The 13,227-nt window shown below is 52.4% G+C and carries 14 protein-coding genes and 1 pseudogene; 9 read left to right on the plus strand and 6 right to left on the minus strand.

The genetic code is table 11. The features are described 5' to 3' along the window. Positions 1-74 precede the first annotated feature (74 nt). The 3 genes from P40081_RS13450 to P40081_RS13460 all read left to right on the plus strand — a co-directional run bounded on the left by P40081_RS13450 (position 75) and on the right by P40081_RS13460 (position 2,419). The gene (locus P40081_RS13450) at positions 75-911 is read left to right on the plus strand and encodes an AraC family transcriptional regulator (RefSeq protein ID WP_042136072.1); all 837 of its coding nucleotides are present in this window, start codon (positions 75-77) and stop codon (positions 909-911) included. Continuing rightward, positions 908-1,429, plus strand: a complete 522-nt coding sequence (locus P40081_RS13455; protein ID WP_052421813.1) for a GNAT family N-acetyltransferase — start codon at positions 908-910, stop codon at positions 1,427-1,429. The genes P40081_RS13450 and P40081_RS13455 overlap by 4 nt, the downstream gene beginning before the upstream one ends. 84 nt (positions 1,430-1,513) lie before the next feature. Further along, positions 1,514-2,419 (plus strand): hypothetical protein, encoded by a 906-nt coding sequence (locus P40081_RS13460; RefSeq protein ID WP_042136074.1) that lies wholly within the window; start codon positions 1,514-1,516, stop codon positions 2,417-2,419. Positions 2,420-2,541: 122 nt separating this feature from the next. Here the strand turns inward: P40081_RS13460 and thiD are convergent, their stop codons facing one another. The 3 genes from thiD to P40081_RS13475 form a co-directional block, all read right to left on the minus strand. Next, positions 2,542-3,354, minus strand: coding sequence for a bifunctional hydroxymethylpyrimidine kinase/phosphomethylpyrimidine kinase (gene thiD, locus P40081_RS13465; protein WP_042136076.1), 813 nt, complete (start codon positions 3,352-3,354; stop codon positions 2,542-2,544). 286 nt (positions 3,355-3,640) lie between these two features. Next, on the minus strand, positions 3,641-5,110 hold the full coding sequence (locus P40081_RS13470) for a DUF4850 domain-containing protein (protein WP_042136078.1): 1,470 nt from the start codon (positions 5,108-5,110) through the stop codon (positions 3,641-3,643). Beyond that, the gene (locus P40081_RS13475) at positions 5,107-5,649 is read right to left on the minus strand and encodes an RNA polymerase sigma factor (protein WP_171719715.1); all 543 of its coding nucleotides are present in this window, start codon (positions 5,647-5,649) and stop codon (positions 5,107-5,109) included. Before P40081_RS13475 ends, P40081_RS13470 begins: the two co-directional genes overlap by 4 nt. Positions 5,650-5,824: 175 nt before the next feature. On the opposite strand from P40081_RS13475, the gene P40081_RS13480 reads away from it, so the two are divergent. After that, entirely contained in the window at positions 5,825-6,946 is a 1,122-nt protein-coding gene (locus tag P40081_RS13480; protein WP_042136080.1) for a glycosyltransferase, read from the plus strand. A gap of 104 nt (positions 6,947-7,050) precedes the next feature. On the opposite strand, the gene P40081_RS39330 is transcribed toward P40081_RS13480, so the two are convergent. Both P40081_RS39330 and P40081_RS13485 read right to left on the minus strand, forming a co-directional pair. Next, a complete protein-coding gene (locus tag P40081_RS39330; RefSeq protein ID WP_269323274.1) occupies positions 7,051-7,275 on the minus strand; it encodes a glycoside hydrolase family 30 beta sandwich domain-containing protein in 225 nt (74 codons plus the stop codon). Then, positions 7,264-8,397, minus strand: a pseudogene (locus P40081_RS13485) (glycoside hydrolase family 30 protein); the annotation flags it as partial. The gene P40081_RS39330 and the pseudogene P40081_RS13485, both read right to left, overlap by 12 nt. A gap of 137 nt (positions 8,398-8,534) precedes the next feature. On the opposite strand from P40081_RS13485, the gene P40081_RS13490 reads away from it, so the two are divergent. After that, on the plus strand, positions 8,535-9,329 hold the full coding sequence (locus tag P40081_RS13490; protein WP_042136081.1) for an AraC family transcriptional regulator: 795 nt from the start codon (positions 8,535-8,537) through the stop codon (positions 9,327-9,329). 138 nt (positions 9,330-9,467) lie between these two features. Here the strand turns inward: P40081_RS13490 and P40081_RS13495 are convergent, their stop codons facing one another. Continuing rightward, entirely contained in the window at positions 9,468-10,229 is a 762-nt protein-coding gene (locus P40081_RS13495) for an SGNH/GDSL hydrolase family protein (RefSeq protein ID WP_042136082.1), read from the minus strand. Positions 10,230-10,413: 184 nt separating this feature from the next. Here P40081_RS13495 and P40081_RS13500 point away from each other — a divergent pair, with 184 nt between their 5' ends. From P40081_RS13500 to P40081_RS13515, 4 genes are all read left to right on the plus strand, one after another. Continuing rightward, on the plus strand, positions 10,414-10,818 hold the full coding sequence (locus P40081_RS13500) for a hypothetical protein (RefSeq protein WP_042136084.1): 405 nt from the start codon (positions 10,414-10,416) through the stop codon (positions 10,816-10,818). 6 nt (positions 10,819-10,824) lie between these two features. Continuing rightward, a complete protein-coding gene (locus tag P40081_RS13505; protein ID WP_042136085.1) occupies positions 10,825-11,223 on the plus strand; it encodes a hypothetical protein in 399 nt (132 codons plus the stop codon). A 357-nt stretch (positions 11,224-11,580) separates the two neighbouring features. Then, on the plus strand, positions 11,581-11,952 hold the full coding sequence (locus tag P40081_RS13510) for a hypothetical protein (protein WP_042136087.1): 372 nt from the start codon (positions 11,581-11,583) through the stop codon (positions 11,950-11,952). Between the two features lie 16 nt (positions 11,953-11,968). Continuing rightward, a complete protein-coding gene (locus tag P40081_RS13515) occupies positions 11,969-13,201 on the plus strand; it encodes a beta propeller repeat protein (RefSeq protein ID WP_042136089.1) in 1,233 nt (410 codons plus the stop codon). The last annotated feature ends 26 nt before the right edge of the window (positions 13,202-13,227 follow it).

The raw sequence follows: 13,227 nt of genomic DNA on the forward strand, positions 1-13,227 counted from the left end.
GGCCGCAGGGGGATTAAGAATGTACGGGATTAACTTTCTGATGTACAAAAATAACCTTTAAGGCGGTCTGAACGATGGATCATCACGCATTGCTCACCAGCTACTTATCCAATCTGAAGGTCGACCTGCTCATGGCGGACTATAACCAGTGCACCACACAGTGGAGGGATCTGGACTATACTCCGGACTACAGCAAGTTCTATTACATCTGCGGCGGTGAAGGTTGGCTGAAGATCGGGGATAAGGAATATTATCCGCAGCCGGGGGAGCTGATCCTGATGCCTGAGGGTGTGAAGCAGTCCTACTCATGCATCAGCGAACGCCCTTTTCTCAAATACTGGTGTCATTTCAGCGCCAAGGTCGGAGAGATTAATCTGTTCCGTATCCTGGAGATGAGCCATGTATGCATTCCGGAGAATCCTGCTGCTGTCGAGGCGGCGTTCAAAGGGATTACCGGGGGTGCCCAATCGGACGCTGTATATGCCCCGCTGCTGGCCAAGAGCAAGCTGCTGGAGCTGATCTCCTATTACATCATGAACCTCAGGCTGGATGAAATCTCTTATAAGAATCTGGGCTCCGCCCGGAAGCTGACAGCCGTTCTGGATTACATCGCCGCGAATATCGAACACAATATTACCATTCATGACCTTGCCGAAATTGCGCATATGCACCCTAACTATTTCATACGCCTGTTCAAGCAGCAGATCGGCGTGCCCCCCATCCAATACATCACCCGGCAAAAGATTGAAAAAGCGAAAGACCTGCTGGCAGCCACCTCCGGTTCGGTCAGCGAGATTGCCGACCAGCTCGGCTTCGGCGATCTGTTCTATTTCTCCAGGCAATTCAAGAAGCATGCCGGGCTTGCGCCCACAGAATTCAGGAAACAGGAAACAGGAGGTGTTAAACTATGATCAGCGAACCATACAGCGGTTATCAGATCCGGTTAATGGATGAGCCGGCAGCCAGAGAGATTCTGAACTGGAAATACGAACCGCCATATTCTCTGTACAATATGCTGGATGATTCTGCTGGAACGGAGGATATCGAAGAGCTGATGGACGGCTCCTACTTCGGCGTACGCACTGCGGAAGGGGAATTGGCCGGATTCTTCTGTTACGGGAGGAATGCCCAGGTGGGAAGAGGGGTAGAGCTGGGATATTATCTGGATGGTACAGCGCTTGATATCGGACTGGGATTAAGGCCGGACCTGACCGGCGCTGGAAAAGGGCTTGTTTTTCTGCAGGCGGGTATGAAGTTTGCACAGGGGACCTATAACGCGAAGCGGTTCCGGTTGTCGGTTGCGGCCTTTAATCTCCGGGCTATTGCCTTGTATAAGAAGGCGGGCTTCCTGCCCGGGCAGAGCTTCATCAACCGGTATGGAGACAGCGAAACGGAGTTCCTGCTGATGGAGACGCCGGGCCTGTTCTGAGCATCTATAGCCAGAGTGGAGAATACAGGGCGAAGTCTGTTAAAATAGAATTATGGCATCATACATATCAAAGGAGAACTGAATGTGAACGATAACTTGAAGCAAGCGTACGCGCGGCTAGGATTAACTGAAACCGTAACCAGAGAGGAATTGAACAAACGGTTCGATTTGCTCCTGAAGCGCAGACGGACCCTTTCTACGGATGAAGAAATAGCGGACTATGAAGCGGATTTCCAGGCGTACAAGCTTATTCTGGATACTTGGGACGAGCAGGAGATTCAGGAAGCTGAAGACCAGCGTCTAGCCAAATACGGGCGGTTCTCCGGGACTGCAAGCAAATGGGAACGCTTTATGCGGCTCTACAAAACGCATGTTATCCTGTCCATCGTCGCAGTGCTTGTGCTCATTTTTGGCGGGAAGGCACTGTACGATAACTATCAGCACAGACAGTATCTTGCTTCGCTGCCGCCGGTGGATGCGACCATTATGTTCGTGGGTAATTTCGGGGCCAAGGACAGCAGCGGGGATACAGCGGCATTGGAGCAAGCGGTCATTGACGCTTATCCGCAGTGGAAACGGGTAGAGGCGACCATTGTGTATCTGCCCAAGACCGGAGAAGGTGCTGATACGCTGGATATGAACCATATGCAGAAGGCTGTGGTCGAGCTGGCGGCCAACCGGCCGGATATCGTCATTATGGATGATGCGACCATCGAGTGGATCGGCGGACAGGCCGGATTCCAGAATCTCGAACCCATTACGGCGGACGGCAAGCTGGCTGCTGACGATACACGTATGAGATGGGGAACGAATGAAGATACCGGCAAGCGAGAGCTGTATGGTGTGAATATTATGGATTCTCCGTTTATCTCTGCGCTGCCCATTGACTACAATGTGAAATCGATCATTATTGGTGTGCTTGGCGAAGACAATAAGGATAAGACGATTGAGTTTGTGAAGCATATTGCGGAGGAACAAGCCGCGAAGTAAATAGAATACAGAGATCAGCATCTCTGAAAATAACAAAAAACCTCTCTTCCAATGGATGTTCACACCCATTCCCGAAGAGAGGTTTTTTGCTGCTGCGCCGTTATCCGGCAGACTGGCTGTTCCTAGTTCTCCAGACGGTAGCCGCCGTGGAATACTGGGCCGACATACTGGTTGAAGGCATAACCGTTGCGGATGGCTGCGGACACGAAGTCCTTCGCTTTCACTACGGCTTCTTTCACCGACAAACCGTTAGCCAGGCCGCCGGTAATAGCGGCAGCGAAGGTGCAGCCGGCTCCGTGATTGTGGGCGGGTTCGATCTTGGCCGTCTCCAGAACGACATATTCGCTGCCGTCGAAGAAGATATCGATCGCCTTATCTCCGCCCAGTGCCTTGCCGCCTTTGACGACAACATTCTTGGTGCCGAGCTGATGGATCAGGCGGGCCGCTTCTTTCATCTCTTCAAGAGTAGTCAGCCTGCCCAGTCCGGAGAGGACACCTGCTTCGAACAGGTTCGGTGTCGCTACAGTAGCCAGAGGCAGCAGCAGATCGCGGATCGCATTGGCGCTCTCCGGATTCAGCACTTCATCTTCGCCTTTGCAGACCATCACCGGGTCGATAACTACATTGGTCTGCAGATTGTTCTTGATTGCCTGCTCGGTAACTTGCACAATCTCCACGCTGCCCAGCATACCGGTCTTCATCGCGTCTACGGGACCGCCGGCGAAGATCGTTTTGAGCTGCTCTGCAACGATTGCGGCATCGATCGGATATACATTATGGTGCCAGCCCCGGTCGGGGTCCATGGTAACGATTGTAGTCAGTGCGCTGAAGCCATAGGTGCCGTATTCCTCAAAGGTTTTGAGGTCAGCCTGAATGCCTGCGCCTCCGCTGGAGTCACTGCCGGCAATAGTTAAGGTTTTGATGATTTTTGACAAAGGTAACGTCCCCTTTTTGTATATGAATGGTATGGAGCCTGTTTTGGGTGCAACTTTTTAAAAATATAAGCGTTTATATGTTTCACACGATAACTTATCCTTCTATTTCTCGCTGAAACGGTACCGTCCTTTAAAAGGACGGCAACGCCGTTTCCACTTGCTCTACGACATTATAACAAAAAACACTCTAGCTGTCCGCATGACAGTACTATTTTCAAAGATAAGAATTGAGAATAACCTATGTGTGCAGCCGGGATAAGTGGTGCGGGAGCAAATAAACGGAATCTCAGTCCGCTTCAGAGGCGGAGCTGCCTTCGAGGCTGCGCAGCGCCAGCTTGATGGCCTTGTCATAAACGTAGGGCTCAGCACTGTCTCCGCCCATCCAATACACCACAAGGAATTTCCCTCCCCTGAAGACATGAGGGTATATGCGAGCTCCTCCATCATTTGTCGTACGGTTAATCTCCAGCTTCAACGCAGCCAGACCTTCGGCACATTCCAGGCTGTCAGCGTAGGTATAGACGGACAACCGGTCCGGCCGGGCCGGTGTATCGGTCTTATCGATCAGCAGCTCTTCAGGCCAGACACCGGCCAGCTGCTTCTTGAACATGAGCTCAGTGGTATCCGGGACGAGACTGAGCTGCATGCCCCGCTGTTCCAGAGCCAGGTAGAGAGACTGCGTGGTATACTCTGCAATGCCTGCGGCAGATTCCGGATTCTGCACTGCAGGAAGGAGGAGCGGGCCATGATTGGCTGCAAAAAATCCCTGGATGCTGTCAATCACATCCTGCCCGTCAAAGGCTGAAGAGGTGGTCATCTCCAGCTTGCGGAACAGATACCCCCATTCGCCTTCATCATAGTAGGCCGTTCCGGCTGTTTCATACCCCCTGGCTTCCGCAGGCAGAGAATACCGCACAGTGCGTGCATCCGCTCCTCCGGTTCCCGCCATATACTGTTCGGTGAACGCAGGAGGAATAATGGTCAATCCGTATTCATCCGCCCATTCTGTCTTGCCGGGGAAATAGGTCCCGATGCTGCCGACTGCACAGCCCTGACAGCCCCAGGCATTATCGGTATATTGCAAAGTTTGCCCCGGATTTTCCGGGTCCTCAAACGTTGCCCCAAGGGAGCCGTTGGCTCCGGTAACGGCCGAAGCTTTCCAGCCGGCAGGGGCCAGCAGGATATAAGCACTGCCGGTATCGCCCTGGAAGATGAGGGCCGCCTGCAGCTTGTCTTCCATGCCGGCCGGCAGCGGGAAGGTCATTCCGGGCAACGGGGGCGGAGTGACATGTGCAGGACTGTTACCGTCGTCCAGAACGGGAACTGAAAGGATGGCAGTCAGCGGGATCGATACTTCAGCCCTTTTGTCTTCAACAGAAGGGAAAGGGACTTCAGCATTATAAATGCTGCGGATGCCAACCGCATAATCATTGCTTGGAACGCTTTGGCTATTGCCGGTGGGAGCGGGGGAGAAATCCGCAGCTCCGGTTTCCCGGGGCGGGGGAGCTTCCGATACCAGGGGAGTTATCCGGCCGGCAAGCTTGCCGGGTTCCAGGCCGCTGTAACCGAACCATAGCAGCATGGCCATGACCGGCAGCAGTACCGCTGCGTAAGCAAGAATCTTATAACGCTTGCGCTTGGGCTGATACCCTCCCAGACGCTGCTCTACCTTCTTCTGCATTTGCGGAGTGAAATTCATGCCCTCAAAAGGCTTCTCCTTCAACTGCTGTTCCCATTCCTCCGGTAATTTGCTCATGATCTGTTCAACTCCTTTTCCTTTTCCCAGTATTCATTGGCTTGCTGCCTTGCGCGGTGCAGTCTGGATTTGGCTGCAGATAAGGATATCCCCAGCATTCCGGCCAATTCCTCCATGCTGAGTCCGTAGTGGGCATAGAGCATAAGAACCTCCCTGGCGTTACGAGGCAGCTGCAGGACTACCTTCCACACCTCACTGCTCAAGGATTGCTGCAAAAACACCTCTTCAGCGGATGGGCTTGAGCCGGATCTGCCAGCGTGAGCTTGTAAGGTTACCCGCCGGATGAAGCTGCTGCTGCGGTAGGACAGCCAGCGGTTGCGGGTAATCCGCAGTAGCCAGGTTCTGACTGAAGCTTCACCGCGAAAAGTATCCCTGTATTTATAAGCCCGGATGAAGGTCTCCTGGGAGATATCATCAGCAGCGCTTCTGCTGCGGGCCAGGTAGTAGGCATAGTTCCATACATCCTCGCCATAGTCTTCCATAAGTGTCTTTAACGCGGCGGCGTTCATAGTATTGGAATCCTTCGTTGCACCGTACATACGGTCCCTCCCTTTTCTCTCTACTGTATTGACCTCTGCATCCTCCGGAAAGTTTCTTTTGTGCTGAATAAAATTATATAGGGGGGCATTAAGGGCGGCAGATTGGGTAGGAACGGGAGTTCCAATTGGAGGGGGCTGCATATTTATATAAGAGGATAACGATTAGGAGGCTGCCATGATAGAAATCAGCTTATGCATGATTGTCCGCAATGAAGAGAAGAGCCTGCCCCGCTGCCTTACTTCCATTGGAGCGATTGCGGATGAGATTATCATTGTGGATACAGGCTCGACGGACAGAACCAAGGAGATTGCGGAAACCTTCGGAGCGGTGATATATGATTTTACCTGGATCGAAGATTTCTCTGCTGCCCGCAATTTCGCCTTCAGTAAGGCGACCAAGGAATACATCTTCTGGCTGGATGCGGATGATTATCTGAAGGATGAGGATCATGCGCGGCTCAGGGAGCTGAAGCACGCCCTGCCGGAGAATGTGGACAGTGTGAACATGCAGTATAATCTTGCTTTTGACGGGGAGGGGAAGGTCGTTACGTCCCTGCGGCGCAACCGGCTGGTCCGCCGGTCCTGCGGGTTCAAATGGATCGGCCCGGTGCATGAATACCTCGAGGTATACGGCCCTTCTTACAGCAGTGACGTCTGTATTACCCATGAGAAAGACAAAGCGTATACGGACCGCAACTTGCGGATCTATCGCAAGCGGGTGGCTGAGGGGGAAGTCTTCTCTCCGCGCGATCAATATTATTATGCCAATGAGCTGCGCGATCATGGAATCCATGAGGAGGCCAGCCAATATTACGAGCAGTTTCTGAACGGAGGCCAAGGCTGGATTGAAGATAATATTCAGGCCTGCCTGCGGCTGGCCGAATGCCGGGAGCGGCTGGGTGACAAGGAAGCGGCGTTCACTGCGATTACCCGGACGCTCCAGTACGATTCTCCGCGTGCCGAGTTCTGCTGCCGGCTCGGTGCCTGGCATGTGGAGCAGGGCAAGCTTCACCCGGCTATCTACTGGTATGAGCTCGCTGTTATGCTGCCGCGGCAGACAGAGTCTATGGGCGTGAAGAATGAAGCCTTCGCCACCTGGATTCCGAATCTGCAGCTTGCGCTCTGCTACGACCGGCTGGGCCAGCATGAACGGGCTAATATGTTCAATGAAACGGCACTGCGTCACCTTCCCAGTCATCCCAGTATGCTGTATAACCGGACCTACTTCCAGAAGCTCCTGGGGGACAAATATGTTTCGCTTCAGCCGCAGGAGACCGCCGGGGAGAAGAAGGAATAGCAGGGTTACTTGACAGCGGTACAGAAGCGGCGAATAAATGCAGACCGGCCAAATGAATAAAGGCGCTCCTCAAGCCGTAGCTTGGGAGCGCCTTTATGTGTTTTTTATTGGAACAGCAGGGTTTGAATCGCATGGGCCGGAATTGAACCCTCCGCCAGCTGATCCCGGAAATGCAGGGTGTATGGAAGCCCGCTGTCCGTGCGGTTAAGTACGACTACGGCATAAGTGCCGTCTGTATTGCGGAACGCCGTAGTTTCGAATTTGTCGGTATATCTGGAGGTGCCTACACGGACGGCGCCCGGACGGATATACTTGCTGAAATGCCCGATGTAATAGAACGAGCTCTCATAGATTACTTCATCCTTCAGGGTATCGCCGATAATCGGTGCATCGCAAAAGTTGCCTACATGATTCGGGCCGCCCTGCTCATCAAGGACGATATTCCAGTCCGTCCAGCTGGACATCCAGTTGTTCAGGTTGCCGATGATATCATGGCCGTAACGTTCACCGGTGTTCCAGGAGCCGAGGTGTACGCCGCCCTCCTGGCAGCCTTCGCTGAAGAACAGCTTTTTGTCAGGAAAACGCTCATGTACAGCGCTCAAGGCTTCGAAATGATCACCGGAATACTAGTGGAAGCAGATGCCCCAGATATACTTTGCTGCTTCCTGATCTGTAAAAGCGGTCTTCGCCCGGTCATAGACCCGTTCTTTATTATGATCCCAGATCATGATTTTGACATGGCCTAAGCCGGCTGCTTCCAGGGCAGGACCGAGATAATCGCGTACGAAATCCTTCTCTTCTTCAGCGGTATAAATGCAGGAATCCCAGATCTGCTTGGCTTTGGCTTCATTCTGCACACTGACCGCCCAGATATCGATGCCGGCTTCAGCGTAAGCCTGAATGTATTTCACGAACAGATTAGCCCAGGCTTCCCGGTATTCCGGCTTCAGCTTGCCGCCGTTATTCATCTCGCCGTTCGTCTTCATGAAGGCCGGAGGGCTCCATGGGGAGGAGAACAGCCGGAAGCTCCCGCCCACAGCGTCAGCCGCGCGTTTGATTAACGGAAGTATCGACTCCTGATCTCTGGAGATATTGAAAGTAGCCAGCTCCGGGTCAACGCCATCTACATAAGCATAGTTGCCTGTTGAGAAGTCACAGCTCTGGATATGTGATCTGCACAGGGTGTAGCCGATTCCGTGCTCCGGATGGAAGTAGGCATCGATTATTTCCTGCTGCTTCTCCGGACTAAGCTTGGCCAGCGTGACTGCAGAGGCTTCCGTCAGCGCACCGCCGAAGCCTTCAATTTCCTGATATTCCAAATCCTCATAAATGTTAATCAATTCCATTTCCTTCTCTTCGGAATCGGGCCGGAAGGACAGAGGCTGTAATTCTGTTAACCGGTCACCGGTTTCTTTGGCTGTCTGGATTACGCGGACTGTAGGGCTGCTCATAGGACTTATGTTACCTCCTGAAAGTTTGTAGGAATAGTCTCATTATAGAAGGTATTCCGCTGCACTTTGAAGAAACAATATGGTTAAGAACCTCAACGATCTGGTCATGAGGCAAGAGCAAGGAAGGGTGATCCAGGATGGGTACAACCGGGGTAGACATTCATCTCAGCTCATTTTCCCGGCATATCCAGCCGTTCTGGCATTTGTTCCGGGAAGGGCTGGATACCTATATCATCAGGCTCCAGGCAGAAGGGGAATGTGAAGCGCTGATTGACGGGGTGATGGTCACGGTGATGCCGGGTGATCTGCTGCTGTTCCGTCCCGGCGAGCTCTACGATCTGCGGATTGGCGAGAAAGAAAGTCCGCTGGGCTTCAGCGCAGACTACTATGTCATGTGTACAGGTGAATGGGTGGATGAGTGGTGGAACAAGCAGGTGAGGGCTAAGAAGTCCAGGATTGCCGAAGACAGCAAGCTGCATAGCATCTGGCAGCAATTAATTCTGGAAAAGCGGCGGATCGACGGAGGCAGCCCGGAGATTCTTGAGGCGCTGTTCAAGGCCCTGTGCCTGCTGCTGGACCGGGCTATCGCCGAAGCGCCGGCCTCCTCCTCCTCTTCACTCCTGCAGGGACTGAAGATCAAGAATTATGTGGAAGAGCATGCGACATCCTCCATCCGGCTGGAGGATGTGGCCCGCCACGCAGGAATCAGCGTCACCCGGGCGGTTCACCTGTTCAAGGAACAATTCGGGTATTCGGTGATGCAGTATGCGGTGCAGGTCCGTCTGGCGATGGCGCTTCGGCTGATGGACAACAGCAACTATACACTGGAGCGTATTGCTGAGGAGACCGGCTTCGGCAGCTATACCTACTTCCACCGGGTATTCCGGGAGCGGTACGGCGTTGCACCGGGAGTGTACCGGAGGCGTTCATAGCCTGTGAAGATGAAAAGGTGTGTCCCAATCCGCCATTACGTGGCTATGGCGGATTGGGACACACCTATGTATGTAGCCCGCAGGGGCTGCCCTGAAATTTCAGTTGTTTGCTTAACCTATATTCCGCATGTCCGGTAATCAGTGTCCCGGCAACGCCGAATTGTCCATCAGAAGATGGGGTTCGCTTGTGCGGATGAAATCCATGACTTTGTCATAGATAATCCGGTGGCCCTCCCGGTTAGGGTGAATCCCGTCCCGGCAGATAAACTTGGTGTAATCCGGCTGCTGCAGGAATGCGCCCCGGACATCAATGATCTTGGTCTTGGTGCTCTCGGCGACCTTGATAATTGCGGAGTTGTACCGCTCCTGCCACCAGTAAATCTTGGTGACGCTGCCGAGGAATTTCAGAATGTTCAGCTCGGTGTCCGGATTATTGCCGCTGACCCATTTGAAATAGTTGTCCGCATTCAGCGGGGGCAGACTCATCAGAATAGGCGTAATCCCCTGATTCTTCAGGTAATCAATCATATCCAGCAGCATCCGTTCAAAGGCCGGAAAATCAGTTTTGGGATTATGCTCTGCCTCGGGATTGCTTGCAATTTCTTCCCAGTGATAGTCGCAGTCATTGCCTCCGTATTCAATCAGTACCACATCCGGTTTGTCTTTCAGCACATCGCGTTTCAGATTGCCGAAGCCCTTCATCAGCGTATTGCCGAATCTGGCGGTATTACGCATAGCTCCCTTAAGCTTGCCCTGCAGCAGGGACACGTAGTTATCCTCCAGAATGACATACCTGCTTCTTGCTTCATCATAGACAACACCCTTGGAGATCGAATCTCCGCTGACCATGTATTTAAATTCAAGCCCCGTGGCTTCCTTCTGCTCTTCGTGCGAGTTCATTGTCCCACCTCCGATAACCCTAGTGTATATAGCTTTAGTGTAAACCATACATGGAGCAGTGACTATGCATAGATGTCATGGTTTCATGCGGGCCGATGATGTGCCGGAATGGTGTTAGTCCAATCAGTAAGTTAAATTCACCATATTATATACGAGATTGAATTTGTAACTGGGAGGTTAGGGGATGACCCAAATTATTGATTTCAGCAAAAGTTCACTTACCAGCTTCAGCCAAACGATTGCTATACCGGTTCTCGCTGCTCCGGCCAGCAATACGCTCACCCAGTTCGGGCTTGCGACTGCTCAAGGCGGGAGCGTACTGCTTAATGCTTCTATAGGTGTGCAAACCGTGTTAGGCAGTCCCAACCTGTTATTTACTATTTTGCGTGCAGGGGCGCCCGTATTCACACTCCGGACCACGGCGCTTAGCACCGGGCAATATGATCTGGTCAGTCTTTCTTATGTGGATGCCAGTCTTCCGGCAGGGTATTTCGCTTACACCTTAACGGTCTCACTTGTGAACTCCTCTGTTCAAAATGCTGTTAATCTGATTGGTCCCGTGGATTTCTCGGGCCTTTCCATGGTGTGAGCGAGAATGAACATTATTGATTTCGGCAAAAGTGTCCCGTCGAGCTTCAGTCAATCCGCCACTCTTCCCGTAATGAGTCTGCCAAACAGTACTGTCCTGGGACAATTCGGGGTATCCGTCGGCGCTAACGGTTTAGTACTGCTGGAAGCAACGTTTGGTCTGCAGAACAGTAGTCCCAATACTTCGGATCTGATCATTACAATTGTTCGTAATGCGGTACAGATATTCACTGCAAGGTCCAGCTCCTGGGCCGGGAGTAATTATGGAGCCATTCATCTAGAATTCACTGATAGTGGTATTCCCGCCGGTTACTATGGATATGCTCTCATTGCCTCCTCGATTAGCAGCATGAATCCGCCGACCATTATAGGCCCGCTTGTGTTCTCGGGGCTGTCGGTTTCTTAGCATAAAGCCGGGGATGGAGTTCCCCGGCTTTATTAGCTGATCACTCAACCTTGCCGTCGAAGCGGACTGAGAATCGCTTATATTGTTCATTGGGGCCCGAAATGCGGCGTAACGGGACCTATAAAGGATTCTCGGTCCGATTGGGCAGTGAAACCGCCTGATCTGCTCAAATAGGGGTTTCTCAGTCCTCCTCATTAGCCAATCACAACCTTCTTACATATATTTGCTCATTGGACAAATAACGGTCTACATATACATAGAAATGGAGAGATATGCAGCCTGTTGTTAAGAGAGGAGAAGAGAAAGGCTAATCATGAATGCTCTGCTTGACAGAAGCCGGGAAGGAGTACGGGAATTATGCCCTATACAACGGGAGCGGTATACAATCCGCCCGCCGGAACGTCACATATCGACCGGATTCAAATTTCCTGCCTGAATGATTCCATTATCGTAGCCATTAATATTAATCTGCAGATCTTTCATTTCATCGGCAGCAGCTTCACGCGGGTACCAGTGGGTGAGGCTTTGTTTCAAGTGGATCCCCAGCAGCTGGTTGTGCAGACGTATTCGGTGAATGCTGCTAACTATTACGAAGCACAGATCAACTTTTATAGTGCAGTCAACACAATCGTGAATGTATTTGCACTAGATGCTGCCGGAAATATCATCGAGCAAATCCTTCAGCCTGAGCTTACATACATTGACCGGTTGTCCATTATTCCTACTTGAAGTGAGGTGATATTTATTGGCGAATGTCAATATTACCGCAGGACTGCCAGGCAATCATATTGAGCCTTCAATCGCGGTTAATGAACTGGACCCTAATATTATGTGTGCGGTAGCGGTAGATTCCAGTACCGGTACAGCTTTGACCGGCTTCTACCGTTCCATAGACGGCGGAGCGACCTGGTCAGCGACAATTCTGCCGCAGGCTCCGGGATTTATGAGCGCGGAGGCACCGACAATTGATTATACGTTTCCGAATACGTTTATCGTCGCTGTCCACTTCTTTAATGAGTTCAATGACGGGACAATCGCAACGTATACCACCTTTGACAATGGGCTGACCTTCAATCCGCCGGTGATCGTCCAGCGGGGGTATGGTTTATACGTTCATAACGACGAACCCTTTCTTGCGGTCGACCGTTCTCCCTCCAGCCCGTACCGGGGTCATGCTTATGTGGGCTATACGCCGCTGTATTATTTGGCGACCAATGCCGCCATCTTCTTCCAGCGTTCGCTGGATCAGGGCATGAGCTGGGAGCCGCCGCAGCGCATATCCGATCCAAGGGGCGACCTGGAACGGGCGGCTCTGATTGTCGGGCTTGCGGGCCAGGTATATGTGGGTTATATCCAGCTCGGGCCAGGCCCGAAATATGCCTATATCCGGGTCTCCCAGGATGGAGGCGTTACGTTTAGCCCTCCAGTAACCCGGGGAGCTACCTTCCTGGCGAATACAGTCCCGGTACCTAGTCCGCTGCCTGTCCCGAATTATGCCTTCCGGGTACAGACGAATCTGGCCCTTGGAGCCGATATATCACCCGGACCCTTCGCAGGTTTCGTATATGCGGTGTGGAATGATTTCCGGCTGGGCTATGCGGATATATTCTTCTCCCGCTCACCGGACGGCCTGCTATGGTCGCAGCCGGTCAGCATCACCGGCGCACCGCCGGGGTCGCAGAACTTCTCGCCTGCGATCACCGTTTCGCCGTCCAATGGAACGGTGCGTGTAATCTATTATACGAACCGGCTGAACGGCTTCCTGCTGGATGTGTTTGTGGCTGAATCCATCAACAGCGGCTTGTCCTTCGCGAACCGTAGAGTGTCCGATGTATCCACCAATCCGAATGGAAGCTCACCGATACCTTCAGTGCTGATTGGTGACTACATTACTGCGGCAACGATCTTCCCGGATACACTGGCGGCGGTGTGGAATGACACGCGGCTAGACAAACAGGATGTTATCTTCGGAAATTGAAGCATACTTTAAGCGGATGCAGACAT

It is taken from the genome of Paenibacillus sp. FSL P4-0081 (genome assembly GCF_000758565.1).
Classification (GTDB): Bacteria; Bacillota; Bacilli; order Paenibacillales; family Paenibacillaceae; genus Paenibacillus_AQ; species Paenibacillus_AQ phytohabitans.

Coding starts and splice junctions, on each gene's coding strand:
- P40081_RS13450 (WP_042136072.1), top strand. CDS start 75: ATGGATCATCACGCATTGCTCACCAGCTACTTATCCAATCTGAAGGTC.
- P40081_RS13455 (WP_052421813.1), top strand. CDS start 908: ATGATCAGCGAACCATACAGCGGTTATCAGATCCGGTTAATGGATGAG.
- P40081_RS13470 (WP_042136078.1), bottom strand. CDS start 5,110: ATGAGCAAATTACCGGAGGAATGGGAACAGCAGTTGAAGGAGAAGCCT.
- P40081_RS13475 (WP_171719715.1), bottom strand. CDS start 5,649: ATGTACGGTGCAACGAAGGATTCCAATACTATGAACGCCGCCGCGTTA.
- P40081_RS13480 (WP_042136080.1), top strand. CDS start 5,825: ATGATAGAAATCAGCTTATGCATGATTGTCCGCAATGAAGAGAAGAGC.
- P40081_RS13490 (WP_042136081.1), top strand. CDS start 8,535: ATGGGTACAACCGGGGTAGACATTCATCTCAGCTCATTTTCCCGGCAT.
- P40081_RS13495 (WP_042136082.1), bottom strand. CDS start 10,229: ATGAACTCGCACGAAGAGCAGAAGGAAGCCACGGGGCTTGAATTTAAA.
- P40081_RS13500 (WP_042136084.1), top strand. CDS start 10,414: ATGACCCAAATTATTGATTTCAGCAAAAGTTCACTTACCAGCTTCAGC.
- P40081_RS13505 (WP_042136085.1), top strand. CDS start 10,825: ATGAACATTATTGATTTCGGCAAAAGTGTCCCGTCGAGCTTCAGTCAA.
- P40081_RS13510 (WP_042136087.1), top strand. CDS start 11,581: ATGCCCTATACAACGGGAGCGGTATACAATCCGCCCGCCGGAACGTCA.